The organism is Acidovorax sp. 69 (assembly GCF_002797445.1).
Lineage (GTDB): Bacteria > Pseudomonadota > Gammaproteobacteria > Burkholderiales > Burkholderiaceae_C > Acidovorax.
Window position 1 is genome coordinate 612,858 of sequence record NZ_PGEP01000001.1, and the last position, 25,620, is coordinate 638,477.

The following is a 25,620-nucleotide window of genomic DNA, read 5'->3' on the forward strand; positions in this document are numbered from 1 at the left end:
TTCACGCTGACTATTTTGGGTCACGCTGCCGGGAAAACCCTAATAAGTTGACATTGCAACTGGTTGGCAAAGCAACCATAATTTGACGCATATCAACCGACTTGCGGCATCCTTTCCACGCAAGCGCCAAACCCTGGAGACTCTCCATGAACCCCATCCGTCGCACTGTCACCTGCGCGCTGCTTGCAGCGTCCGGCCTGGCCCTGGCATCCACTCAGGCCCTGGCGCAAAACACCGCCGTCAAGGTGGGGGTCGTGGGGCCGTTCTCGGGCCCGTTCGCGCACTACGGCGCACTGTTCAAGGCCGCGGCCGAGGCCTATGTGACCAGCCAGGGCGGCAAGCTTGCGGGCAAGGACATCGAGTTCATCTACCGCGACACGGGCGGCCCCAACCCCGGCCAGACCAAGACCCTGGTGCAGGAGCTGATCGTGAAGGACAAGGTGGACTACCTGGGCGGCTTCGTCTTCACGCCCAATGCACTGGCCGTGGCGCCGCTGATCCAGCAGTCGCAGACGCCGACCGTCATCTTCAACGCCGCGACCTCGGCCATCACCGAAAAATCGGAGTACTTCATCCGCACCAGCTACACGCTGTGGCAGGTCACGGTGCCCATCGCCCAGTGGGCGGCCAAGAAGGACATGAAGAAGGTGGTGACCGCCGTGACCGACTACGGCCCCGGCATCGACGCCGAGACGGCTTTCAAGGCCGAGTTCACCAAGCAGGGCGGCGCGGTCGTAGAGAGCATCCGCATGCCCATCGCCACCACCGATTTCGGGCCCTTCGTGCAGCGCATCAAGGCCAGCGGCGCGCAGGCGGTGTACACCTTCCTGCCCGGCGGCCCGCCCAACCTGGGCTTCGTCAAGGCCTACAACGAGAACGGCCTGGCCAAGGCGGGCGTGCAGTTCCTGGGCACGGCCGAGACCGACGAGTTCGACCTGCAGAAGTTCGGCGACTCGGCCCTGGGCCTGACCACCGCGTTCCACTACTCGGGCGCCCACGACTCGCCCGAGAACAAGAAATTCGTTGACGCCCTCAAGAAGCGCGACCCCGCCGCCGTGGCCAACTACGCCACGGTGGGGGCGTGGGACGGCATGTATGTGATCCACAAGATGATCGAAGCCACTGGCGGCAAGAAGGACGGCGCCAAAGCCCTGGCCACCGCGCGCAGCCTGCAGTGGGAAAGCCCGCGCGGCCCGGTGCGCATCGATGCGAAGACGCGCCACATCACGCAGAACGTCTACCTGCGCAAGGTGGAGCGAGCAACTGGACAAGGCGGCCAACTGGTCAACAAGGAGGTGCAGAGCTTCGGCCCGCACGGCGACTACGGGCTCGATGCCAAGTAAGGCACCGGTACCTGGGGCCCCATTGGATCAGCCGTCACCGTGAACACGCTTTTCAACATCCTCATCGACGGGCTGGCCTACGGCATGGTGCTGTTCGTCATCGCCGTCGGCCTGTCGGTCACGCTGGGTCTGATGCGCTTCGTGAACCTCAGCCATGGCGCCTTTGCCATGGTGGGCGGCTACTGCGCGGCCTGGCTCACCCGGGAGGCGCAATGGAGCTTCTGGCTCGCCGTGCCGCTGGCGATTGCCGCCACCGGGCTGCTGGGCGCCGTGCTCGAATCGCTGGTGCTGCGCCACCTGTACCGGCGCAAGGAGCTGGACCAGGTGCTCTTCACCATCGGCCTGAGCTTCGTGCTGATTGCCGCCACCAATGCCATTGCCGGGCCCCAGGTGCAGCTCATCACGCTGCCTCCGCTGCTGGCCGGCTCGGTGGACCTGGGCTTTCGCACGCTGCCCGCGCAGCGCCTGCTGGTCATTGCCGCAGGCCTGGCCGTGGCGGCAGCGGCCGCGTGGACCGTCGCACGCACCCGCTTTGGCGTGTGGCTGCGCGCCGCGGTGGACCACAGCGGCACCGCCTCGACCCTGGGCATACCGATCCGCACCGTGCAGTGCGCCAGCTTTGCGGCAGGCGCCGCGCTGGCCGGCTTCGGCGGCATCCTGGGGGCAGAGCTCATGCCGCTGGAGCCGTACTACGCCCTCAAGTACCTGGTGCTGGTGCTCGTGGTGGTGGCCGTGGGCGGCATGGGCAGCATCGCGGGCTCGCTCGCTGCGGCCGTGCTGCTGGGCACCATCGAGACGGCCAGCCGCTACCTGGCTTCCGAATGGGGCAGCCTGTTCTTCTTCGTCGCCATGGCCGCGCTGCTGGCCTGGCGCCCCCACGGTCTCCTGAAACGATGAACCCCACCATGCAAAACCCCGTGCAGGCAGGCGCTGCCGTGGCCGCGCCCGCGCAGCCACCCGCCGACCCTGCTGCGCCGCGCTGTGCGCCGCCCTGGCGCGCACCCCTGTTGCTGCTGGTCGCAGGCCTGGCGGCCTGCGCTCTGTTCCCGGACCAGTTGGGCCTCATCACGCGCATCTTCATCACCGGCCTGTTCGTGCTCTCGCTCGACCTGGTGGTGGGCGTGGCCGGCCTGGCCACGCTGGGGCATGCGGCCCTGTTCGGCCTGGGCGCCTATGCAGCCGGCATCTTTGCGCTGCATGCCCATGCCGATCCGCTGCTGGGCCTGGCCGTGGGCATGGCGGCCGGGGCGCTGCTGGCGCTGCTGTCGGGCGCCTTCCTGCTGCGCTACGAGGGCTTCACCTTCCTCATGCTGACGGTGGCGATCTCGCAGATCGTGCTCAACCTGGTGCAGAAGGCCCGCCACTGGACGGGCGGGGACGACGGCCTCTCGGGCTTCACCATGGCCCCGTTGCTGGGCCGCTTCACCTTCGATCTGGAGGGCAAGGTGGCCGCGGTGTATGCGCTGGTGGTGCTGGTGCTGCTGTTCTATGTGGCGCAGCGCTTCGTGCAGTCGCCATTCGGCCTGGCCGTGCGCGGCATCCACGAAAACCGCGCCCGCATGGCGGCCCTCGGCACGCCCGTGTTCCGCCGGCTGTGGCTGTTGTACACGGTGGCCGGTGCCCTGGCGGGCGCGGCCGGCGCCCTCTCGGCCCAGACCAACGCGGTGGTGGGCACCGACAGCCTGTCGTTCGCCCTGTCGGCCGAGGCGCTGGTGATGCTCGTCCTGGGCGGGGCAGGGCAGCTGACCGGTGCGCTTGTGGGCGCCACGGTGTTCACGCTGCTGCACCATACGGCCGCCTCCATCAACCCCTACCACTGGCTGTTCGTGGTGGGTGGGCTGCTGATGCTGGTGGTGCTGGTGCCGCCCGCGAAGGCCTGGGGCTGGCTGCGCCGCCTTGCAGGAGGTGTGCGATGAGCGGCGCTGCCACCATGGCCACACCCACCTTGCTCGACGTGCAGGCGCTGGATAAGCGCTTTGGCGGGCTGCACGTCACGCGCAAGGTGTCGTTCCAGCTGCGCGCGGGCGACCGTCTGGCCTTGATCGGCCCCAACGGTGCGGGCAAGACCACGCTGGTCAACCAGATCAGCGGCGTGCTGGCGCCCAGCGCCGGCCAGATCTGGCTGCGCGGCGCGGACGTCACGCGCACCAGCCAGGCCGAGCGTGTGCGCGCCGGCCTGGCCCGCACCTTCCAGATCACCACGCTGGCACCGCACTTTCCGGTGCAGCGCCAGGTGGAGCTGGCACTGTTTGAGCGCGAGGGCCTCACCGGCCGCCTGTGGCGCAGCATCGACGCCTACCCCGCGCTGGAGGCCGAGGCCCAGGACATCCTGGCCCGCTTCGGTCTGCGGGCGCATGCCGCCACGGCCACGCAGGACCTGGCCTATGGCGAGCAGCGCCTGATCGAAATGGCCTTGGCCCTGGCATTGCGACCCCAGGTGCTGCTGCTGGACGAGCCCATGGCCGGCGTGCCCAAGGGCGACGGCGCCCGTCTGCTGGCCGCGCTGGACGCGCTTCCCGTCGACCTGGCCGTGCTCATCATCGAGCACGACATGGACCTGGTGTTCCGCTTTGCCACCCGCATCGTGGTGCTGGCCGAGGGCGCCGTGCTGGCCGACGGCTCGCCCGACGAGATCCGCCGCGACCCGCGTGTGCGCGCCGCCTACCTGGGAGGTTGAGAACCATGACCACGACGACCACAGCTCCTCCCATGCTGAGCCTGCGAAACGGAGTGGCCGGCTACGGCCCCACCACCGTGCTGGACGGCCTTTCCTTCGACGTCCACCCCGGCGAGCGCCTGGCCATGATCGGCCGCAACGGCGTGGGCAAGACCACCGCGCTGCGCGCCGTGATGGGCCTGGTGCCCCTGCGCAGCGGCAGCCTGCACTTTCTGGGGCAGGACATCGCCAAGCTGCAGCCCCACCAGCGCGCCGACCTGGGCCTGGGCTATGTGCCGCAGACCCGCGACATCTTCCCTTCGCTGACGGTGGAGGAAAACCTGCTGGCCGGCCTCAAGCGCCGCCCACGCAGTGCGCTGGACGAGGCCTACACGCTGTTCCCGCGCCTGGCCGAGCGCAGGCGCAACGGCGGCACGCAACTGTCGGGCGGCGAGCAGCAGATGCTGTCGGTGGCGCGGGCGCTGCTGGGCCGGCCCCGCCTGCTGCTGCTGGACGAACCCCTGGAAGGCCTGGCCCCGCTGATCCGCCTGGAGCTGTTGCGCGCGTTTGCGCAGATGGCCGAGCAGACGGGCATCGCCACCATCATCGTGGAGCAGCAGGTGGACGAAGCCCTGCAATACGCCCAGCGCGCGGTGATCCTGGACCACGGCACGGTCGTGCACACGGCCCCTGCCAATGAACTGTTGAACGACGGAGATACTCTGGAGCGATGGGTCGGCATGGCCGTCCACTGAGCAACCACCGATCTCGAACTGACTGAACATGAGCAAAAAGAAAGCCAGCAAACCTTCCGACGTGCAACTTCCCGACGCGCAGAGCGTGGTGGACCTGGAACGCTACGTTCCGGCCTACCTGACCTGGATCGCCAACAAGCTCTCGCGCGGAGCCTCGCAGTACTACCTGGACATTTTCGACGTGGGCATCGAGACCTGGCGCTGCCTGGTGCTGCTGGCCATCGAGGGCTCCATCTCCGCACAGCAGGTGTCCAAGGTCATGGGCATGGACAAGGGCTCGGTGAGCCGCTGCTTCAAGGGCATGCAGGAGCGTGGCCTGATCACCACCGAACTCGACAAGACCGACGGCCGCCTGCGCATTGCCGTGCTCACGCCCGCCGGGCGCGCGCTGCACGGCCAGATCTTGGGCATGGCGCTGGAGCGCGAACGCGCCTTCCTATCCGTCCTTGGCGCGAATGAGGTGGACATGCTGATCGGTCTGCTTCAGCGCCTGCACGAGAACTTGCCTGCCGTCGAGGTCGCCACGCAGGCGTATGCGAAGAAACATTTCCCCAAGTCCATCGGCACAAGCCTGCGGAAAGCCGAGGACTGAAGGCCTCAAGAACGTTTGAACGCGCATCCCATCATGAATCCATTGAAAGTCATCGTCCGCAGCCGGCGCGCAGAAGCCGAAGGCATCTGCAGCTTCGAGCTGGCTCACCCTGAGGGGCTGCCCCTGCCGGCATTCACTGCTGGCGCGCACATTGATGTGCACGTGACCCCCGAGATTGTTCGCCAGTACTCGCTGTGCGGCCAGTCTGCAAATGGTGACTTCTATCGGATCGCTGTTCTTCTGGAGGCGGAGTCACGAGGCGGTTCAGCCGGGATGCACGAACTTGTCCAGGTCGGCCAACTGCTGACCATCAGTGCGCCGCGCAATCACTTTGAACTGGATAGGACGGCGCAGCACAGCATGCTCTTTGCTGGCGGTATTGGCATCACCCCGATTCTGGCAATGGCAAACGACCTTCATGCGCAAGGTAAGAGCTTTCAACTGCATTACTGCGGCAGGGCTGCAGACAGGATGGCGTTTCTTGCTGAGATTTCGCACAGCTCATTTGCTTCGCATGTCTTCGTGCATACCAGTACTGACGCCCAACGCTTCAACGCAACGCCGATCTTGGTGAACCCCCAACATGGCGGGCATCTGTATGTCTGTGGCCCGGTGGGCTTCATGGAGCATGTTCTTGATGCCGCTCGCGCCAGTGGTTGGTCTGAGGCTCAGTTGCATCGCGAGTTCTTCGCGGGAACGGCGAAACCCCTCGACACCGATGGCACGTTTGCTGTGCGTCTTGCCAGCTCTGGAACCACGTATCAGATTCCCAAGGGGAAGAGCGTGATCGAGGTACTTACCTCTGCAGGTATTGATGTGCCGTATTCGTGCGAATCCGGCGTTTGCGGTACCTGCCTCACCCCTGTGCTGGAGGGAGTTCCAGACCACAGGGATACCTTTCTGACAGAGGCTGAGCGTGCCGCCAACGACCAGTTCACACCTTGCTGCTCGAGGGCGCTGACTCCCCTGCTTGTGCTTGATCTGTAGCCGCGACTTTCAATACCAAACGACATTACAGGAGCCTATCGATGACTTCCACAGCCTGTGTCCCTCTTGCTGAGATCGGCAAGACACCCTCCAAGTCCAGTACCCCTGATCCAAGCCGCTTCCCGCTGGACCAGTGGTACGTCGCCGGCTTCTCTTCAGAGCTGACTGACAAGCCAATTGCGCGCACTTTCCTCGGTCAGAAAGTGGTGCTCTTTCGAACTGGTGACGGGGTCGTCGCTGCTTTGGAAGATAGATGCTGCCATCGGTCGCTTCCATTGTCGTGCGGCACGGTGGAGAACGCTGGTGTGCGATGCGGCTACCACGGCATGCTGTATGCGCCCAGTGGCCAGTGCATCGAAATTCCTGGACAAGAGCGCATTCCGTCAAAAGCCAAAGTGAAGGCTTACAACGTGATGGAGCAGAACCAGATCGTCTGGATCTGGATGCCATTGGTTGACGGAGCTGAGCCTAAGAGCTTGCCACCCCAATATCCGCACCATGACGATCCTCGCTACAAGTTTGGTAGCGGCAACTACCACTACAACGCGCCATGGCAGCTGATCCACGACAACCTGCTGGATCTTAGCCACCTGGGTTATGTGCACCTGCAAACCATCGGGGGCAATGCTCGGTTGCATATGAATGCAGAGATGAAGGTGACCTCTGAAGGTGATCATGTCAAGGTGGTGCGTTTCATGCCTGGCTCGGCGCCGCCCCCCACTTACAAGGCTGCATGGCCCTTTGGAGAAAAGATCGACCGCTGGCAGGAGATCGAGTTTCACCTCAGCCATCTGCGCATCTGGACCGGTGCCGTAGAGCCCGGAACGGACGCGATTGATGATCCCTCGCGCGGCGGCTTTCACATGCGGGGGTTTCATGGCGTCACGCCCGAGACGGATGAAACTGCGCACTACTTCTGGAGCATGGCCAGCAATAAGCATCCAGACATGCCCGAGAACATCGATGCGGTCGTACAACAAACTGCCTTCACATTCGATGAAGACCGTGCGGTGATTGAAGCCCAGTACCAAACATGCTGGAGTTCGGCGACAGGGCTACATGGACGGATATCCATGTCGACGTCGGTGCGAACCGGGCGCGACGCATCGTCGCCAAGCTGCTGCAGCAACCCAACTAACCGTCAAAAAGCGGGATTCCAGTCAGCCTTACCTGTCTGGATGAGGGTGATCCCTTTAGAAAAATTCAACCGATGGAGACAAAACGATGGCTACAAACAGAGGTGTTGTTTACGTATCGCAGGGCAAAGTTGAGGTGCGCCCAATTGATTTCCCGAAGCTGCTCAATCCAAAAGGTCGAACGGCGAATCATGGTGTCATCCTAAAAGTCCTCACCACCAATATCTGTGGTTCGGATCAGCACATGGTCCGCGGCAGAACGACGGCTCCCGAGGGGCTGGTCCTTGGGCATGAGATTACCGGCGAAGTAATTGAAGCAGGAAAGGATGTTGAAACCCTTTCGGTGGGCGACATCGTCTCTGTCCCCTTCAACGTGGCTTGTGGCCGGTGCCGACTTTGCAAGGAGCGGCAGACCGGAGTTTGCCTTACGGTGAACGAGTCTCGGCCAGGTGGCGCATACGGCTACGTGGACATGGGCGGGTGGGTGGGAGGGCAGGCCGAGTACGTGATGATCCCGTATGCCGATTTCAATCTTTTGAAGTTTCCTGATCGTGAGCAGGCCATTGAGAAGATCCGCGACCTCACTTGCCTCTCTGACATTCTGCCCACCGGGTACCACGGCGCAGTCACTGCGGGCGTCGGACCAGGTAGCACGGTCTACATTGCGGGAGCTGGCCCTGTGGGCTTGGCCGCCGCCGCGTCGGCCCGTCTGCTTGGCGCTGCAGTAGTTATCGTCGGCGATGTAAACCCGGCGCGCATTCAACACGCAAAGAGTGTGGGGTTTGAAGCCGTCGATCTATCTCTGGATACGCCGCTAGGCGACCAAATCGCGGGTATCTTGGGCGTGCCGGAGGTCGACAGCGCGGTGGATGCGGTTGGATTCGAAGCGCGTGGTCACGGCCATGAGGGTGCACAGCACGAAGCGCCTGCCACGGTCCTGAATTCGCTGATGGAAGTAACCCGAGCTGCGGGAAAGATCGGAATTCCTGGACTGTACGTTACCGATGATCCAGGTGGTGTCGACAGCGCCGCGAAGAAGGGAGCACTCAGCATTCGTCTTGGCCTGGGCTGGGCAAAGTCGCATAGCTTCATGACTGGTCAAACGCCGGTCATGCAATACAACCGCGCACTGATGCAAGCGATTCTTTGGAATCGCATTGATATTGCCAGTGTCGTGGGCGTCAAACTGATATCCCTCGATCAAGCGCCTGAAGGATACGCGCAGTTCGACGCAGGTGCGCCTACGAAATTCGTGATCGATCCCCATGGACAGCTCTCGCGCTAACTAGGCGGGACTTTCGATCAGCCACTTCATGTGGGTGGCTTCGGCAGTTTGAAAGCGTGCGCATGCACGCTTGGCTGTCTTTTCTCAAAACCAATCTCTGGCTGGAACTGCTTCACGCGGTCTCGGCTTGGGTGCCTGCGTCTGTCGTGGACTCGGCGTCGCACACCCTTATCCCAAATTCACAAAAGGAGACAAAATGAAAACGGCCTACAAATCCATTGGGAAGTCCCAACGGGGACTTCTTCCAGTTGCTGTCCTGGCATTAGCAGCAACGGCTTCGCCAAGCATATATGCGCAAGCACCGAGCGGGTCGAGCTTGCACCTGTACGGTTTGGTCGATGCGGCATTTGGTAACTTTGAGGGGCCAACCACCGGCGTGAACGCGCAAGACCGGGCGGTACGCAAAATTGACGGTGGAGCTATGTCTACCAGTCATTGGGGTGTGCGGGGGAACGAAGATCTAGGCGACGGGCTATCTGCTTCCTTCGACTTATCTTCTTTTGTGAGAAACGACAGCGGTGCGACAGGGCGCAGCGATGCGTTGCCTGCACCGGTCAACGTTGCTGCAGACCCCGTTTTCTCTCGAGCTGCCTGGGTTGGTTTAGCCCACCCAGCATGGGGACGTGTGCGCCTAGGCAACATCACTTCGCTGTTTTTCGTCAACAGTGTCAGCTCGAATGCCTTTGGCGACTCGACAGTTCTTGCGCCGCTGAATCTCATCACGTTCATCGGAAGCCCGCTCTCCGGCGGCACTGGCTGGACCAACTCCGTAGCCTACGATAGTCCGTCGTGGGGAGGGATGAATTTCTCAGCGACGCATGCGATCTCTGAAGGACAAGGTGGTGGCAACACTGCTGTCCGCGCGGCGTTCAGCCAAGGTCCTTTTTCAGCCTCGATCGTTGGGCAGAGCGTGAAGAAGAATCCGCTCACGTTTGCGGATGGCACGTCCTCGAACGACACTCGAGCTTGGCAGCTTGCTACTTCGTATGACTTCACCGTGGTGAAGGTGTTTGCACATTTGGGGGGAATTGAGAATCGAGGAACCGCCGCTGCACCTCTCGATGCATCCTATCGACTCTGGGACTTGAGCGCCGCCGTGCCACTGGGAGCAGGACGCGTGCTGGCTGGTTACGCGTCTCGACGCACCAATGACAAAGTGGGTGCGGTTCCCGCAACTGCCGCGGGAGGCAACTTGCAACGTCGCGTCCTAACAGTTGGCTATGACTACTTCTTGTCCAAGAGCACGGACTTGTATCTCATGGCTATTCGTGATCGGACGGTCACGCAAACCTTGGGAAATCCGCAAGCGATGTTAGCCACTGGTACCGGTTTGGCGGTAGGCATGCGCCACAGGTTCTAGTCCGCATTGAGGCTGACTGCCACAAAGCGGCCGTTCCAAGCTGGCTTGAGCGAAATACCATGCAGGCCTCTTTATGATGACCACCACACCATCAGACTAAGGCTTACGCCAATACCTGACCGACCAGACCAGCGCACGATGCCAGTCGTGGTTGCCAAAGCGTCGCAATGACACCTGCACTCCGCCAAGCTTCAGATCCACTGCGAGGCCACTTTGCATAGACGAAGTGCGCTACGCCTCGAAACTGAGTTCGAGGCATGAGCATGCTTCTCTCCGGTTTAATCCGAGTCGATTTAGAGTCTTAAACAAGCTGGTTGCGGTCGCTCATTTTCCGGGATTGAATGTCGGCGGCTGCATAGACCAGCCACCGGAAATCCGTCTTGCCAAGTGACAACCGTGCACTCGGTACCCGTCATTCGGAGCTTTTGACACGGGCTAATAGGAGCCAGCAGCCGCTCTCGATTTCCGCAGACGATTTGGATCGTCCGCAGCGGTTGGAATGCGCCCATCCATCGGGCTGCGATACCACGGGATTTAATTTTTTGCGCAGCACCGCCTACGTGCATCTTCCTGAATGAGCGTGCACAGACCCTCATCCAACCATTGAAAGGTGCAAATAGCAATAGTCAGGCTTTCACTTCTGAACACTTATCCCAATGAGGCATTTGGGATAGTCTCTGACAGTTGGCTGCCCCATCGCTTGGTCCCCACAAGTTGTCAATGGAAGAGGCTAGCCATGCTTTCCGCTAGTGCCGCCTCGAGCCTTTGGCTCGCTTTCTTCACGTCTGGAATCCCAATCAGCGTTGCTGAGAAAGTGACGCAGCCCCGTGTGTCGAACTTCGCGTTGATGGTCAACTTCATCTCGAGCGATTCACCGAGCGAAGCCGCCAGGGACGCGAGCAACCAGCCCACGTCGTCAACGAGTGCCACGTCAAAAACCCTGACGCCAGTGTCTTTCTCGGTGAATATTGAGGAGGGCTCGGGCAGGGACGCAAGGCGCAAGCGGCATGACCGCGTCGCCTGATCTACACTGACCACCCGTCCGATCACTCGATGCACTTCAGCGCCATGAACTAGAACGGATTTTCTGGGCTGGTCGCTCGTCCCCGCGTGGATGATCGCGGCGCCATCGCTGATCGGATCCGAGCCGCTTGCCAAAGAAGCAAACGCTGCTCGGGCACGAGCCGGATCAGCTTCTGCAGAAAGTGCTGAGCACAGTTGTTCCGTTGTAAGTTGCCTCGCCTGGAAGCGATCGATCAACGGGGCTATCCGATGAACGAGGGCCTTGGCGGCCTCACGCTCAGTTTCAGTTTCTTCGGCAAGGTCGCCATCCAGACGCCGTTGGCGACCTGCCTTGCGCGCTACGAACACAGTCAAAGCCTCAGCATCCTCGGTGCGCACGCCCACAATGGTCAAGTCGCGCGGGTGAGCGTGGACCCCTTGCAGTTTGCGTTCTGCGTCTTTCAAGAGCTGGATAAGGTGCTGAACCGGAAGCAGGCGTGTGGCCCCTTCCTTTAGGGCAAGTTTTGATTGCCCAAGATATTCATCTTGCAATACTTCGACATTCGAGTTTGTTTGGATGTGGGTCTCAAAAGTCGTGCAGAAGTCGCCATGGTTCGGGCAAATTTCAGTTTGCATACTTATCCTTTGTATACATGTTGGTGGTGATAAATAGAGCAGCCCTCAGCACAGCCGTCAGGCGCGCGGAGACGACCTGGTTTTCTTTTGCCCTGGGTGCCAGTGAGACAACTGGGCATTCGCCAATGCTTTCATCCACTTTCAGCTTCAACTGACCGTCGAAGCTGCGGAGGAAGCGAAATTCTTCTGGGGTTAGATGCGCCTTTCCCCTTCGGAGCAAAATGGAAAAACGCGGCGGCATCGACTCGACGACGGGCTGCCACATGCGGTACTTGTTGAAACTTGCTGATCCCGCGTGCTCACGCAACGCGCACAGCCGAAAGAACTCGAGACTGGATCGATCCATACCGACGAGCCAGTCGACTATCTGAATCCCATCTTCTGATCGAGCAACTTTGATATTTGCTTCAACCCCCCGCTCCCGCGCGGAGCTTCGGGCGCGCCGGGTGAGTTCTGCCTTGGTATCGTCATCGGGCACCGCACCCTCCAGTTCAAGCGCCACCGAAATTGGGATGCCCGTGCTCTCGACAGTCCGATGTTTTGTCAGTCCGAGTGTTCGCAGAACGAGGTACTGGATCGAATCTATTCGAGATACACGCTGCGGGTTGGACCGCTGCAGTGGCAATGACAATGGCGATGCTGTTTGGGTTAAGTGCTTGGGCTGCTGCTGTGGACTCACCATGCGGCGCAGCAAGCCTTGCCGCAACCATGACCAGCCGTCGAACGGCTGATGCGCCGCTGCTCCAGAGAGTGCACCACGGGACCGCGCTTTCCTCAACGCACCTGCGTTCAGGCCAACCTGACGCACGAGACCCGGACCCAACGGCTGACGCTGAAGAAGAGACTCCGCAGCCATAGCCCGAATGACCGGCCAGCCGGCCAGGTAGTTGCCGAGGGCGGAACGAAGGTCTCCGTGGCCCGCCACTACCGCCGCGCTCGCCGTGCGCGTCCATTCAGATTGCAGCGACTTAATCCATCGTTCAAGTCGCTGAGGATCTGAGGTGCCTGTCGACAGCCACTCCGCCGCTGCCTTTTCCCACCCAGGCCAAGCCCTTTCCTGCAGCGCCGCTGCGCGGACACTGTGCGGGCGCGCCTTGGGATCCCCGGTCGCAACCTTGAGAGCGGCCGACCAGATTTCCATCAGCTGGGAGTCGCGTAACCCCGCATCATCAGAACCGTCAAGGCGGAGCAGAAGGTCGTTCGCCCCGGTGTAACTTACTAGCTCCGCGCGCAGTGAGCGCAACTGGGCGGCACAAGTAGCGCTGACGGGGGCGACGCGGATCGCGTTCTCCGTTTTGTGCTGGTTGTAGCCCTGGCGGCTGATGACGACACCGCCGCCAAGGGTCAGGCAGTCCCAGGCCAAGCTAGAGAGGTCGCCCGCGCGGAGGGGAAGCTCTTGACTGAGCAAAGCCCGAATTTCTACGAGCAGAGCCTCGACAGGCGACTCTGCAAGCCAAGAGCGTGCTATCTGCAAAGCTCGGGAAAGGTCTGCGTGAAGTACCAACACGCTAGAAGTGGAGCCGCTGGGGTGCGGATCTGCGTGCTCACGAAGCTGCGCCCAGACACTCATTGGCACGTGTATCTGGCGACGGCGGAGACTGTGAATTAGCGCGAAGGCCGCGTGACGAACGCGCTCACACAGCCCATGCGCCTCCTGGTTCAACGAGGGGCTTGCCAGTTGGTGGGTCCATTCCAAAAAGCTGCTCCAGTCGCCTTCAGTCCAATCCTCGGGAGCGCCAAGGAAATGCACCCTGCGTCGAGCAAGGCTGAGGGTCGAAAAATAGGTTGCTATGGACGAGATCTGGTACCGGCCTGGGACGTCGTCTCGGGTCCGCACAAGCTCTTCGCAGACCCAGTCGCGCAGCCACCCCGAAAAAGGCGTCCAGCGCACCTCTGCCCCGGAGATATCGCCGCGGCACTCAATGGCGCGGCTTAGTAGCTCACCCAGCCGTAGCGTCTGGTTTGAGTACCTGTTCAGTGCCTTTGATATGGCCTCCAGGCCTTCGTCCCGTGAGTTTGGGCGGCTTTGGCGGTACCAGCGTGGCGGGTGTGTGTTGGGAGAGAGCTCATCGACTTCCTCCCCTGAGAGCCTTCTGAGCGAATGCAGGGATAGTGCAGGAGCGGGTACGCTGGCCGAACTCGCAGCTACGAGTGAAGGTGGTAGTTCAAGCCGGACGAAGCTTTTTGCGGCATCAAGGATGAAGGTGAAGCGACCATCAACGGACCTTGGCCACTGGACGAACGGTAGTGCCTGAGCAACGGCTACTGTTGTGTCTCTGATCAGATTTTGTCGGGTCGTGCAATCGCCAGCAGCCATTTGCAACAGGCGCCAGGTGGAGACCTGAATAGGTAGCCAGGTTGGCTCAACAAAGTGGGGGCGCCTCCACATCAGACCCCAACGACTTCCCACCAGGTGCACGTTCTGTGTCTTGGACAAAATCACTGTTTCGATCGCGAGCTCGGTGTCGACAATCAGGTCGACAAAGATCAGATGCAACAGCGCAATTGCCGCGGGTGGGGCCTGCACTGCTCCCTGTGCCAGTGCTGACCGCATTTTTTCGGCCATGGCCCAGCCCATGAGGCAGACGTCGTCGACCGGCTGCAATACAGTGCGGGGATCCGGCACCTTTTCCCCGGGCTGCGCGGGGCGCACATCGAAACTGGCAGGCGCAAACCCGCATGGTGTCCAGGTGTGCCCTGAGTGTTGAACTGTGGCAGGGCCGAAGACCTTATGACCGGTGTTCTCCATGGCCTCGCGCAGTCGGTTGGCCGCGACCAAAGGGGGCACGTCAAGGTACGCGCCGACGGTACGGCTCACGTCACGGGCGTGACCTGTCAGAGCACGGATGAGCCAGCGGTCCACACCGTCGCGATCCAGGCTGGTAACCCACTGGCTGCGGCCGAAATTGGCATCACTGGCGAAAAATTGCAGAGCATGCAGTGCGATGTGGGCAGATCGCACCGGCGTGGCCATACCGTCGTCCGACCAGTAGACGAAAACACTTTCGGCTGCTCCGGTCGACCCTCTCGCTCCTGCACGTTGGGCTACCGCATGACATTCAATCGCAGCAGCGAGCAAGTCTTGGATAGCCTTGGTCACGGGCACAAGGCGCGGCTGAGCACGTTGTCCGACAGTGTCGTCTTTGTCAAAAATTGATAGCACTCGGCTGGACGAGAAAAGTGAGCCGAAAGTCAATCTTTCCAGCCGGGTTGCACGGTGCCCGGCTTGAACGACAAAGGCGAAGCACACCAGACTCATCCATTGATTCAGGTATGCCCATCCCGCGTCCTCTGCTGCCAGAGCTGCCGCCCGAGCCATGTCGATCGCCGCCACAAGCGAACTCCATCCGGCGATGCACTCTTCGTCACTCAGTACTTTTGTGCAGCCTTGACGCGCGGACGCCAGTCCCTGCACTGCCGCCGGGCCTAGGCCGAGCCACTCGAAGACCTGGTTCATTCGCGTTTTGAGTAGTTCGCGCTCAGGGCCGTAGTAAAACAGCGCGGCGGGTGCCGCCGCCTCAAACCGACCAGTCATCAAGGCGGCGGTCATGTCCGAACCCGTCAACTGCAGCACTACAGGCATCAGTGATCGAGCAAAGCGTGCTCGATGAGCTGGGTGTGCCGTGTCGCCGCATCCCCTTAAAAATCTGCGGAACGCTTCCAAATCAATATCAGCCACGCACTGATGTGCAGCGAGAAGTGCTCCTAGAGTTTCCGCGGAGGCAACTGCGGTCCTCATGGAGCGAAGCTTTTTGGAAACGACCTCCGGCAAGGGACAGTGGATCGACTCGAGGTTCGATCCTTCACCGCTGCGACTGCCACGGTACGCGCTGAAGTCCCACCCCCAACTATGATGGTCCAGATCCAACCAGATCGAGTGGCGTGACTCAAACTCAAGTTCGAGCGCAACCGAGTCGGTGCACCCGGTGACCAAGCTGACCAAGGCCAAGAGTGCAAAACTCTGCTGGACAACGTCGTCGGAACTCAGGTGTTCTACTAATCGCTGTGTGACGCTCCGTAGGTCTTCTGGTAGCAGTTGATCGCGGTGATAAAGGCCGAGCTTTTCTCCGAAGCTACAGAAGTCGGCCGCCGCGATCCGGCGCGAGATGTCGGGTTGACTCGCTTTTTCGTCCTCCTCGGTGTCGCTGGAAGGTTCGCAAGGATCTAGACTCTCCGGCATATCCGCAAATTCGGGGGACAGCTTCAAGAGCGTCGTTTCCGTCTCACCGGTGCCAGATTCCATCACTTGGTGGTAGGTTTGTGGTCCAACACACGAAGCGCGTGCTGCCTCCAGCAAATGTGTAACCAATCCGAATGCGGGACTGGTCGGAGCCATACTTTCCCGAATCGCTTCGAGCTCTCGGGTTGATGCAAGGTCGACGGTGAGCAGCATCTCCCAATCTCGACCGCGCCGACCTTTTTGCTGATGAGCTCTACGGAGGGTCAGCAATCCGGCGACTAACTGCGCTTGAAGAGCCGATCGTTGTTCTGCTCCCACTGCAATGGACCGACCTATGATTGCGGTGAAACCGAACTCAACGCCTTCCGTCGCCGAAGGACCCCAGTCCAAGAAGCTTTTGAGAAGCTGCGATATTTCAAGTGGATGGTTCGATAAACGAACTGCCCATTTTTGATCGATAGCAGCTATATTGTTGAGCGAACTGGCTAAATCGTCTGCAATGCGCAACCACTCCTTCAGCGGAGCGTCTGGCCAATTTTCAGCTGCGGCCTTTAAACAAGTTCTGATTACTGACAGAGCGGGGCGAGCACCTTCGTGCGATGCGGGGACGCCAACTGCGACCAATAGTGCCTGCGCATCGGCGGTAATTGACGGGTGACCTGAGACTGCTTCCATGCGAAAGATTTTCGCGAAAGACCCCTTCAAAACGGGTGTCGAAATGCGCCCGCATTGGGCGCATTTCGACGGAACTGTCTTATCGAGGCGTCGATCAACGTCTTTTGACGCCGTTTGGGGTGGATTCTCAAGTGCCTGGATTCCGCTCCGAGCAGCGTGACAGCTGCCTGCCTCGGAGGGAGATTGTCCCGACTTCAAGGAACAGGCAGGTATTGGAAAGCGGGGCGCGTTCCGCTTGAATCGGCGACGGCGAGAGGGCTTGAACGGCTGCCCAAAGGTCGGGTTCTTGCTGATGCCAGTGACGTGCTCTATGAGGCACAACGTGACAGTCTTCGAGGCTGCGAGGGGTTAGTTGGTGAGCCGTGTCACGCCTGACGTCCCCATTTACAGAGGAAGAGCACGCAATGCCACGATTGAAACCGAACGACCTACTCGCACGGTTTGTCGCCTCATAACCCAAAGTTCTCGCGCAACCAAAAAAATAGCAAAATCTGCTAAACAAAAACGCTCACTTCATAGTGGGCGTTTTTGTTTGTGCCCCTGAACAATGGCTCAGGGGCCGCACCCAGTTTCCGTTTTTCTTCGTTGGGGGCTGCTGGGTTGCTCCACACGCCTGACAGGCTGCATATAGCCATCCTGCAGGTGCCGGTGTGCTGCGGCTCAATATGCGAATCTCCCCTATCTCCCCGGAAAGCATCGCTGCGCAGGCTTCCCAGGGTGTATGGGGAGAGCAATGCTCTGCGGTGTAGCAGCCTCGTGCATTTCACTCAGCTCGCAAACAGGTCTGCCTTTGCGGCTTTGGTGATTGCCACCACACAAGGGTGAGTGATTCGTCTCTCGATAGAGATGGCAAAGAACTCTTCCACTAACTCTGAAGACCGGCCAATGACTTCGACGCCGAATTGGGCGGTGGTTTCCTCGTCCAATACGGTCGGGGACGTAAAAATGCCACGCCCCTCGCGGCCAAATGCATTCATCAGGGCGCTGTCGTCGAACTCGCCGACCAAGCGGGGCTGGAGGTGGTGCTTGTTGAGCCAGTGGTCCAACTGCTGCCGCACGGACGACATGGGCCCCTGAATCAACATAGGAGCGCCGTGCAGGCATTGGGGAAAGACCCCTTCCAGCTGCCTTCGCAGGGCAGGGGCACACAGAAAGCTCATCTCGCTGGTCCCCAGGGGGTGGTTAAAGGCCTTCACACCGATCTTCTTGGAGACGGGCTCGTCTGCAAGGACCAGGTCGAGCTTGTGCAGACTCAGCTGCGCAATCAGCTCGGGAAATTTTCCCTCGTGGCAAGTCATGTGCACGCGTTGGGTCATGCCCAGTGCGGGCTCCAGCAGGTGGTAAGCGACCGATTTGGCAATGGAGTCGGCTACTCCCACGCGGAATTCCAGCGGTTTCTCCTGCCCCCGTGACAGACGGATGGATTTCTCCAGCTCGTCGCCGAGCGCAAAAATCTGCTCGGCATATCCCAGGGCGACACGGCCTTCGCTGGTCAGTTCCAGCCCGCGCCCCCGTTTCCTGAACAGATCGTGGCCGAGCCACTCTTCCAGCTGCTTGATTTGCCCGGAGAGTGTTTGGGGCGTGGTGTGGAGTTGTTCGCCGGCGCGCATCACGCCGCCGGCCTTGGCCACCGTCCAGAAATAGCGAAGGTGCTTGAAGTTCATGAAAAGTCCCTGAAACACTTCGAAAAAAACGAGCAATAAAACTCAATAAAACGAATATACGCGAAGTGTTTAAACCTCTACATTGATGACTTGGCCCAGGCCCGTGGCGATTTGCCCGCGGCCAGGAACTGTCAACGCTCACAAGGAGTAGCAACGATGCGGATCACCACCAGAGGACAACTTGCAGTATCGGCAATGACCGATCTCGCACTGCGCCAGAAGATGCGGCCGGTGGCGCTGTCCACCATCAGTGCGCGCCAGGGCACTTCACTTTCGTACCTGGAGCAGCTGTTCAGCGCCTTGCGCCGTGCCGGGCTGGTGGACAGCACGCGGGGCCCTGGCGGAGGCTACACGCTGGCCCGCAGGACGGACCAGGTGTCTGTAGCGGAGATCATTCTTGCGGTCGAGAACCTCAAGGCCGATGATCTGCAAAATTTGGGGACGGGCCAGGCCGCACAGGTGAAGACCATGACCGGCGAGTTGTGGACTACCTTCAACTCGCGTGTGATGGAGTACCTGCAGTCGGTAACGCTGCAGGACCTCGTGGCCCAGCAACTCGAAAAGGGCGGGGTGCCGGATGAGGCCGCGCTCCCGGCCGCAGCGGCGAAGCCGAAGCTCGCGCCGAAGCCGCGACCCTTGATGGCGCGGGTGGGCGTGCCCAACTCGGTGTTTGCGCTGGGCTCGATGCCGCTGCTGCAGCGGCGTTAGTTCGCCACTTGGGGCTCAATGGCCGGGCCCGTTCTGAGGGGGCCGTCCTATAGCTGCTGCGCGAGCTGCTTGATCCCCCGGATCAGCATTTCCACCGAGATGGCGACCAGGATCAGGCCCATCAGGCGCTCAAACGCCATCACCACGCGCTCGCCCACCAGGCGCTGAATGCGTTCTGCCATCAGCAACACCACGGCACACACGGCCATGGTGACGCACAGCGCACCCACCCATTCCCATCGGCGTTCGGGAGCCTGGGCCACCAGCAGCATGACCGTGGCCAGAGCCGAAGGGCCTGCCAGGGCGGGAATGGCCAGGGGCACGATCAGGGGCTCGCCGGGCAGTTCGGCCTGCGGGCCATCTGCCGTGGGGAAAATCATGCGCAGCGCGATCAGAAACAGCACCACGGCCCCCGCTATCTGAAGCGATAAATCGCTCAGGTTCATCACCCGCAGAAATTCCGCCCCGAAGAACAGGAACACCAGCAGCAGCGAAAACGCGATCAGCACCTCGCGCAGGATCACCCGTGCACGGCGCTCCGGTGCCACGCCGCGCAGTGCATTGGCAAAGATGGGGATGTTGCCCAGCGGATCGGTGATCAGCAGAAGCAGGATGGTGGCCGACGCGAAGGTATAGCTCACGTGGCGTACACACCGTCCAGCGAACGGAAGCCCTTGATCTCGATGGGATTGCCACTGGGGTCGTGGAAGAACATCGTCCACTGTTCGCCCGGTTGGCCTTCAAAACGCACTTGAGGCTCCAGCACAAAAGCCGTGCCCGCCGCCTTCAGCCGTGCGGCCAGTGCATGCCAGTCGGGCAGCTCCAGAATCGCGCCGAAGTGCGGCATCGGGACCAGATGGTCGCCCACGTGGCCGGTGCGCGCGCTGGTGAAAGGAGTGCCCAGGTGCAGCGAGATTTGGTGGCCAAAGAAGTCAAAGTCCACCCAGGTGTTGGTGCTCCGGCCTTCCTGGCAGCCGAGCACGTCGCCATAAAAGCGACGCGCAGCATCCAGATCGGTGACGTGAAAGGCAAGGTGAAAAAGGCTGCGCATCCTGCAAAGGATAGCAGCCGGAACCCCGTGATGGGGTTGCGAGGTGAACGGATTAAGCGAGAGACGGGTCGACCGCCATGTTGTCAAACTTCTTGAAGTACTGGCGCGCCATGGCCACCAGTTGGGCGTCCGTGGGGTGGTCTGCTGCCACGGAGTCCACCACCACCTCGGCCACGCTGGCGTGGTGCTTTGCCGCCCAGTCGCGGAATTGGTTGCGCACCAGCCCGGGGCCCGCCAGCAGTACTTCGCGGGTGCTGACCAAAGCCTGGGCGATGTCTGCAAAGAACGCGGTGAGGTCATCTGCCTTGCCCTGGTGCTTGTGGTGGCTGCGGGACTTGATGCGTTGGGCCTCGGTATGTTCGCGGTCAAACATCACCACGTGGGCTTCGGAGTGGTCCATCCAGACAACGGCGTGAAAAGTGCTCATGAAACGGCTTTCTTGAAGTGATGAAAAAATGGGGCGGGGATCGGGTGGGGTTCACGCCGCCCGGCGATGTTGCTCGGCCTTCTCCTGGCAGTGCACGCAGCGGGGTGCCTCGGGGGTCGCTTGCAGGCGGGCCGCCGTGATGTCGGTGCCGCAGTCCGTGCATTCGCCGTAGGTGCCTGCATCAATACGGGCCAGTGCGGCTTCGACAGCGGCCAGATGGGTGGTTTCGCGCTCGTCCAGCGCGAACTCCAGTTCGCGCTCGGCGGCCAGTTGGGCGCGCGGGTCTTCGGGCTGGCCAAAGTGATCCGCAGCGGCCTCGGCCCGGCCGATGACTCCGCCGCGTTGCTCGGCCAATTGCGCCAGAAGCGCAGTCTTTTGTGCCAGCAATGGCTGGCGGAAGGGGGCGGCTTGGGTGGTATCCATGCGAAGTCTCCGGGGTGATCGAATACCTTCATGGTGCGCCCGCACGCGGCTCTGTGGGTTGACCAAGATCAAGTGCCGGAGCAGAGGGGGGCGCTTGCATTCCGGGGTTCTATGGATGGCATGACCAAAGGGTGCCGCACCACAATGTCTTCTCCTGTCACTCAAAGCCGCCCAGCGCGCACGTTGCCATGCCCACACCGACGCCTTTGCGCGACTACCAGCGCTACGAAACCCTCCGCATTGCCCGTCGTGGTGTTGACGGCGCCGTGCTTGATATCCAGATGCGCGCCCTGAACGGCAAGCTACCCACCGCAGGCCATGTAGGCCACCGCGAGCTGTGCGAGATCTGGCGGGATGTGAATGCCGACGACAGCGTGCGCTGCGCCGTGCTGAGTGGCGAGGGCGCGGGCTTTTCGGGCGGCGGCGACCTCGCCATGGTGCAGGACATGACTGAGGATTTCGAGGTGCGCTGCCGCATCTGGAAGGAGGCGCGCGATCTGGTCTACAACCTCGTGCACTGCGACAAACCCATTGTCTCGGCCATCCACGGGCCGGCCGTGGGCGCGGGGCTGGTGGCGGGATTGCTGGCCGACATCTCCATTGCGGCCAAGGGGGCGAAGATCGTGGACGGCCACACCCGCCTGGGTGTGGCCGCCGGCGACCACGCGGCCATTGTCTGGCCCCTCTTGTGCAGCATGGCCAAGGCCAAGTATTACCTGCTGCTGTGCGACCCGGTGAGTGGCGAAGAAGCCGAGCGCATCGGCCTGGTATCGCTGGCGGTGGACGAGGCCGAGCTGCTGCCGCGTGCCTACGAGGTGGCCGACCGCCTGGCTGCTGGCTCGCAGACGGCGATCCGCTGGACCAAACACGCACTTAACCAGTGGCTACGCCAGGCGGGGCCGATGTTCGAGACCTCGCTGGCCCTGGAATTCATGGGCTTTGGCGGGCCCGATGCGCGCGAAGGTGTCGCGGCCCTGCGTGAGAAACGCGCACCCCGGTTCTGAGTGATTGCACAGGCCATCGCGTCCACGCAATCGCCTCCGGCGCAGGCGCCGTGAAACCGGCGTACCGTAAATAACGGCCCACGCCACCGGTGATTCCCCCTCCGGGCGGGAGAGGGCGACGCCTCGCCGCTGCTTTGGCGGCGATTATTTCTTCGGCCGCGCCAGCATTTCCGCGGTGTTGGTCTTGCGGTCGGCGTTCACGCGCTGCACATGCGGGCGCTCGCCCATGCGGGTGAGGTATTCGCGCACGGGCAGGTCGGCCAGAAAGTCGCGGCCATAGATGATCTTGGTGGCCGAGCTGACCAACGGCAGGTGCACGATGGCGGCGCAGTCGGCCAGGGTGAAACTGTCGCCACCCACGTAGGGGCTGAACTTCGCCAGCTGGGCGAAGGCGGCAATGTTCTTCTCCAGCTGTGCCCCCACCTTTTCCTTGGCAGTTTCGCTCACGGTGCCGCCAAAAAAGGCCTGGGGATACAGGTTGCGCGCCACCAGTTCCAGGTGCAGTTCCAGAAAGGTGATCAGCTCGCGCACCTTGGCTGCCTGGTAGGCGTCGGCCGGGATCAGCGCGTGTTCTGGGTGCACCGCTTCGATGTAGTCGGCGATCACGGCCGATTCGCACAATGGCCCCTGGGGGTGCGCAGATAGGGCACCTTGCCCAGCGGGCTGGCGCTGCGGTCGGTCTCGCCCACCCAGGCCCGTTCTTCGGTGAATGGCAGGCCTTTTTCGAGCAGGGCGAGCTTGACCTTGTTGTAGTAGTTGCTGGCCGAAAAGCCGCAGAGTGTGAGCATGGTGTTGTCTCCGATGTTGTGATGAATGCAGCATGCATCCTAGGTGCGGGCGAGGGCGCAGTCCGTCGCGCAGATGACCCCGGTCAAGGAGTTCGCCCGCAGGCCCCCTACAATCCGCAGCCATGCCATGCCTTCAAACCATCCGCAGCCTTCGTTGGCTCGCCCGCCTTGTGCTGGCATGGTTTGTGTTGTCCATCGGTGTGGCCGTGGCGTCGCCTCTGGTCAACCCGCAGGCCATGGAGCTGATCTGTTCGGGCTCGGGCGCCATCAAGGTGCTGATCAAGACCGATGACGGTGCCCAGGAAATGTCCAGCCACACGCTGGATTGCCCGCTGTGCGCGCATGTGGGTGCACCACCTCCCGTGTCTCAGGCCCAGCTGCCCGTGGTTCACCCCCTGGCGCATGCCCTGCGCCCCATTCCTGCCGCGCACATTGCTGCGCGCATCGCCGCGCCGCTGCCGCCACGCGGCCCCCCGTTTTTCTCCTGAAATTGCTATTTGTTTGATAGCTGTTGGCGCATGATTTGTATGCGCTGGCGGCCTATTTGGCTTGAAATTCAGGAGTTCCCATGCGCAAAAGCCGCAGGGCGCTGGCCGTGGCCAGTGCCTTTCCCATCGCCCTCACCTTCGCGTTGACCGGGGCCGTGCCCGCATTCGCCCAGACTGCCGACACCGCCAACGCGCCCGTCAAAGAGCTGGGCGTGGTCACCATCCGCAGTGGCCAGCCCACCTCGCTGCCCACGCAGATCCCCACCACCATCGAAGGCGTGACGCGCGAGCAGATCGAGCACTCGATCAACGCCACTGACAGCGAGGACGCCCTCAAGTACCTGCCCAGCTTGCTGGTGCGCAAGCGCTACATCGGCGACTACAACCACGCCGTGCTGTCCACCCGCGCCTCGGGCACCGGCAACCCGGCGCGGTCCATGGTGTTTGCCGACGGCATCTTGCTGAGCAACTACCTGGGCAACGGCCCCACCAATGCGCCGCGCTGGATGCTGGTCACGCCGGAAGAAATTGAGCGCGTGGATGTGCTTTACGGCCCGTTCTCTGCCGCCTACGCAGGCAATTCGGTGGGCGCGGTGGTGGACTACGTCACGCGCATGCCCACCCAGTTCGAGGCGCACGGCAAGGTCAGCACCCAGCACCAGCCGTTTGACCTGTACGGCACCAGCACCAGCTACGCGGGCAAGCAGGTCAGCGCATCCGTAGGCAACAAAAATGGTGACTGGTCTTGGTTCCTCAACTTCAACAAGACCGACAGCGAAGGCCAGCCGCTCACCTTCCCCACACGGCTGGTGTCTGCGGGCACACCGAGCGGAGCGGACACATCCGGCAACGCGGGCACGCCCGTGACCGGCGCCGTGCTGGGCAACAACCGCAGCAACCAGCCCTGGTACCTGCTGGGCACAGCCACGCAGTACCACACGCAGCAAGACCACATCAAGGCCAAAGTCGCCTACGACTTCTCGCCCACCGTGCGGGCGGCCTACACCTTTGGCTGGTGGCACAACGAATCCGAAGGGCGGCCCAACAGCTACCTGCGTGATGCCAATGGCAACGCGGTATACGGCGGCACGGTCAATATCAATGGCCGCTCGTTTGCGCTGGCGCCCACCGACTTCAACGTCTCCAACGAAGACCTCACGCACTTCATGCATGGGCTCTCGGTCAAGAGCAACACCAAAGGTGTATTCGACTGGGAGGTGGCTGCCAGCCTGTACGACTACCAGACCGATACCCTGCGCGCCGCCACTACGGCACTGCCCGCAGCGCTGAACGGTGGTGCGGGCCGCATCGTCAACAGCAAGGGCACGGGCTGGAACACGCTGGCCGCCAAGGGCACCTGGCGGCCCGACGGCGTGCAGGGCGCGCACATCGTGGACTTTGGCCTGCAGCGCGACAGCTATCAGCTGCGCACCATCGAGAACGCCACGGCGAACTGGATCAATGGCGCTGCGGGCGTCCGCAACCAGGCGTTCAACGGCGACACGCAATTGCTGGGCCTGTGGGCGCAAGACACCTGGAAGATCGCGTCAAAGTGGAAGGCCGTGCTGGGCGCCCGTGCCGAGCGCTGGAGCGCCAGCAACGGCCAGACGGGCAACGCCACTGCTACGCTCAACCATCCCGAGCGCACTGAAAACTACCTGTCGCCCAAGGCCGCCGTGGCCTACCAGGCCAGCGACCTCTGGGTGCTGAAAGCCTCCACCGGCCGCGCCGTGCGCACGCCCACCGTGGCTGAGCTGTACCAGGGCGGCATCAGCGGCAGCGGCACGCTCATCAACAACGACCCGAACCTGAAGCCTGAAAAGAGCTGGACCACCGAGCTGACGGCCGAGCGCGACATGGGCAATGGCCTGCTGCGCCTGACCGCCTTCTTTGAGCGCACGAAGGACGCGCTGTACTCGCAGACCAATGTGCTCGTCACGCCCAACGTCACCAACGTGCAGAACGTGGACGCCATCCGCACCAAAGGCATCGAGCTGGCCTACCAGGCCGCCAATGTGGGGATGCGCGGGCTCGATATCGGGTCTAGCCTGACCTGGACGGACTCCAGGATCACCCGCAACGACAAGTTCCCCGCCAGCGTGGGCAAATGGCAGCCGCGCATCCCTGCATGGCGCGCCAGCGCAGTGGCCACGTACCGGCCTGACGCCACCTGGTCGTACACCCTGGGCGCGCGCTACAGCGGCAAGCAATACAGCACGCTCGACAACACCGACGTGAACGGCTTTGCCTACCAGGGCGCCAGCCGCTACTTCACCACCGATGTGCGCGTGCGCTACCAGATCACCAAAGAGGTCAGCGCCGCCGTGGGCATCGACAACCTCAACAACTACCAGTTCTGGAACTTCCACCCCTACCCGCAGCGCACCTACATGGCGGAACTCAAGGTGGACCTGTAAGCCCCCTTAGCGGCTGCGCTACCTCCCCTCCAGGGCGGCGCCG

At 61.9% G+C, this 25,620-nt stretch carries 20 protein-coding genes and 2 pseudogenes; 14 read left to right on the plus strand and 8 right to left on the minus strand.

Annotation, left to right across the window (positions count from 1 at the left end; translation table 11 throughout):
• Positions 1–146 precede the first annotated feature (146 nt).
• The 10 genes and pseudogenes from CLU85_RS02865 (at position 147) to CLU85_RS02910 (ending at position 10,114) form a co-directional block, all read left to right on the plus strand.
• Positions 147–1,343 carry an ABC transporter substrate-binding protein gene (locus tag CLU85_RS02865; protein ID WP_100408962.1) on the plus strand — a complete coding sequence of 399 codons (1,197 nt, stop codon included), beginning with the start codon at positions 147–149 and terminating at the stop codon, positions 1,341–1,343.
• A gap of 39 nt (positions 1,344–1,382) precedes the next feature.
• Positions 1,383–2,240, plus strand: coding sequence for a branched-chain amino acid ABC transporter permease (locus CLU85_RS02870; RefSeq protein WP_100408963.1), 858 nt, complete (start codon positions 1,383–1,385; stop codon positions 2,238–2,240).
• On the plus strand, positions 2,237–3,259 hold the full coding sequence (locus CLU85_RS02875; protein WP_157803907.1) for a branched-chain amino acid ABC transporter permease: 1,023 nt from the start codon (positions 2,237–2,239) through the stop codon (positions 3,257–3,259). The genes CLU85_RS02870 and CLU85_RS02875 overlap by 4 nt, the downstream gene beginning before the upstream one ends.
• Entirely contained in the window at positions 3,256–4,020 is a 765-nt protein-coding gene (locus tag CLU85_RS02880) for an ABC transporter ATP-binding protein (protein WP_232727708.1), read from the plus strand. The genes CLU85_RS02875 and CLU85_RS02880 overlap by 4 nt, the downstream gene beginning before the upstream one ends.
• 5 nt (positions 4,021–4,025) lie before the next feature.
• Complete coding sequence (locus CLU85_RS02885; RefSeq protein WP_232727709.1) at positions 4,026–4,754, plus strand: ABC transporter ATP-binding protein; 729 nt, start codon at positions 4,026–4,028, stop codon at positions 4,752–4,754.
• A gap of 28 nt (positions 4,755–4,782) precedes the next feature.
• Positions 4,783–5,346, plus strand: a complete 564-nt coding sequence (locus CLU85_RS02890) for a MarR family winged helix-turn-helix transcriptional regulator (RefSeq protein ID WP_100408966.1) — start codon at positions 4,783–4,785, stop codon at positions 5,344–5,346.
• A gap of 33 nt (positions 5,347–5,379) precedes the next feature.
• Positions 5,380–6,333 (plus strand): PDR/VanB family oxidoreductase, encoded by a 954-nt coding sequence (locus tag CLU85_RS02895; protein ID WP_100408967.1) that lies wholly within the window; start codon positions 5,380–5,382, stop codon positions 6,331–6,333.
• 41 nt (positions 6,334–6,374) lie between these two features.
• Positions 6,375–7,471: pseudogene (locus CLU85_RS02900) on the plus strand (Rieske 2Fe-2S domain-containing protein).
• A gap of 86 nt (positions 7,472–7,557) precedes the next feature.
• Positions 7,558–8,754 carry a formaldehyde dehydrogenase, glutathione-independent gene (fdhA, locus tag CLU85_RS02905; protein ID WP_100408968.1) on the plus strand — a complete coding sequence of 399 codons (1,197 nt, stop codon included), beginning with the start codon at positions 7,558–7,560 and terminating at the stop codon, positions 8,752–8,754.
• A 196-nt stretch (positions 8,755–8,950) separates the two neighbouring features.
• A complete protein-coding gene (locus CLU85_RS02910) occupies positions 8,951–10,114 on the plus strand; it encodes a porin (protein WP_100408969.1) in 1,164 nt (387 codons plus the stop codon).
• Positions 10,115–10,831: 717 nt separating this feature from the next.
• Here the strand turns inward: CLU85_RS02910 and CLU85_RS22895 are convergent.
• The 3 genes from CLU85_RS22895 to nhaR all read right to left on the minus strand — a co-directional run bounded on the left by CLU85_RS22895 (position 10,832) and on the right by nhaR (position 18,271).
• On the minus strand, positions 10,832–11,752 hold the full coding sequence (locus CLU85_RS22895; RefSeq protein ID WP_157803908.1) for a hypothetical protein: 921 nt from the start codon (positions 11,750–11,752) through the stop codon (positions 10,832–10,834).
• On the minus strand, positions 11,742–16,607 hold the full coding sequence (locus tag CLU85_RS02925; RefSeq protein ID WP_157803909.1) for a hypothetical protein: 4,866 nt from the start codon (positions 16,605–16,607) through the stop codon (positions 11,742–11,744). The genes CLU85_RS22895 and CLU85_RS02925 overlap by 11 nt, the downstream gene beginning before the upstream one ends.
• 767 nt (positions 16,608–17,374) lie before the next feature.
• Positions 17,375–18,271, minus strand: coding sequence for a transcriptional activator NhaR (gene nhaR / locus CLU85_RS02930; RefSeq protein ID WP_100412339.1), 897 nt, complete (start codon positions 18,269–18,271; stop codon positions 17,375–17,377).
• A 156-nt stretch (positions 18,272–18,427) separates the two neighbouring features.
• On the opposite strand from nhaR, the gene CLU85_RS02935 reads away from it, so the two are divergent.
• Positions 18,428–18,979, plus strand: coding sequence for an Rrf2 family transcriptional regulator (locus CLU85_RS02935; RefSeq protein WP_100408973.1), 552 nt, complete (start codon positions 18,428–18,430; stop codon positions 18,977–18,979).
• A 47-nt stretch (positions 18,980–19,026) separates the two neighbouring features.
• Here the strand turns inward: CLU85_RS02935 and CLU85_RS02940 are convergent, their stop codons facing one another.
• The 4 genes from CLU85_RS02940 to CLU85_RS02955 are packed head-to-tail and all read right to left on the minus strand — an operon-like array spanning position 19,027 to position 20,880.
• Positions 19,027–19,620: a MarC family protein gene (locus CLU85_RS02940; protein WP_100408974.1), complete on the minus strand. Its 594-nt coding sequence runs from the start codon at positions 19,618–19,620 to the stop codon at positions 19,027–19,029.
• Positions 19,617–20,030: a VOC family protein gene (locus CLU85_RS02945; RefSeq protein ID WP_100408975.1), complete on the minus strand. Its 414-nt coding sequence runs from the start codon at positions 20,028–20,030 to the stop codon at positions 19,617–19,619. Before CLU85_RS02945 ends, CLU85_RS02940 begins: the two co-directional genes overlap by 4 nt.
• A gap of 52 nt (positions 20,031–20,082) precedes the next feature.
• A complete protein-coding gene (locus CLU85_RS02950; RefSeq protein WP_100408976.1) occupies positions 20,083–20,457 on the minus strand; it encodes a hypothetical protein in 375 nt (124 codons plus the stop codon).
• 51 nt (positions 20,458–20,508) lie between these two features.
• Positions 20,509–20,880 carry a TraR/DksA family transcriptional regulator gene (locus CLU85_RS02955; RefSeq protein ID WP_100408977.1) on the minus strand — a complete coding sequence of 124 codons (372 nt, stop codon included), beginning with the start codon at positions 20,878–20,880 and terminating at the stop codon, positions 20,509–20,511.
• Positions 20,881–21,068: 188 nt separating this feature from the next.
• On the opposite strand from CLU85_RS02955, the gene CLU85_RS02960 reads away from it, so the two are divergent.
• Positions 21,069–21,884, plus strand: coding sequence for an enoyl-CoA hydratase/isomerase family protein (locus CLU85_RS02960; protein ID WP_100408978.1), 816 nt, complete (start codon positions 21,069–21,071; stop codon positions 21,882–21,884).
• 144 nt (positions 21,885–22,028) lie between these two features.
• Here CLU85_RS02960 and CLU85_RS02965 read toward each other — a convergent pair.
• A pseudogene (locus tag CLU85_RS02965) lies at positions 22,029–22,672 on the minus strand (glutathione S-transferase).
• A 122-nt stretch (positions 22,673–22,794) separates the two neighbouring features.
• On the opposite strand from CLU85_RS02965, the gene CLU85_RS02970 reads away from it, so the two are divergent.
• Positions 22,795–23,160: a DUF2946 family protein gene (locus CLU85_RS02970; protein WP_100408979.1), complete on the plus strand. Its 366-nt coding sequence runs from the start codon at positions 22,795–22,797 to the stop codon at positions 23,158–23,160.
• An 80-nt stretch (positions 23,161–23,240) separates the two neighbouring features.
• Positions 23,241–25,577 carry a TonB-dependent receptor gene (locus CLU85_RS02975; RefSeq protein ID WP_100408980.1) on the plus strand — a complete coding sequence of 779 codons (2,337 nt, stop codon included), beginning with the start codon at positions 23,241–23,243 and terminating at the stop codon, positions 25,575–25,577.
• Positions 25,578–25,620 lie beyond the last annotated feature (43 nt).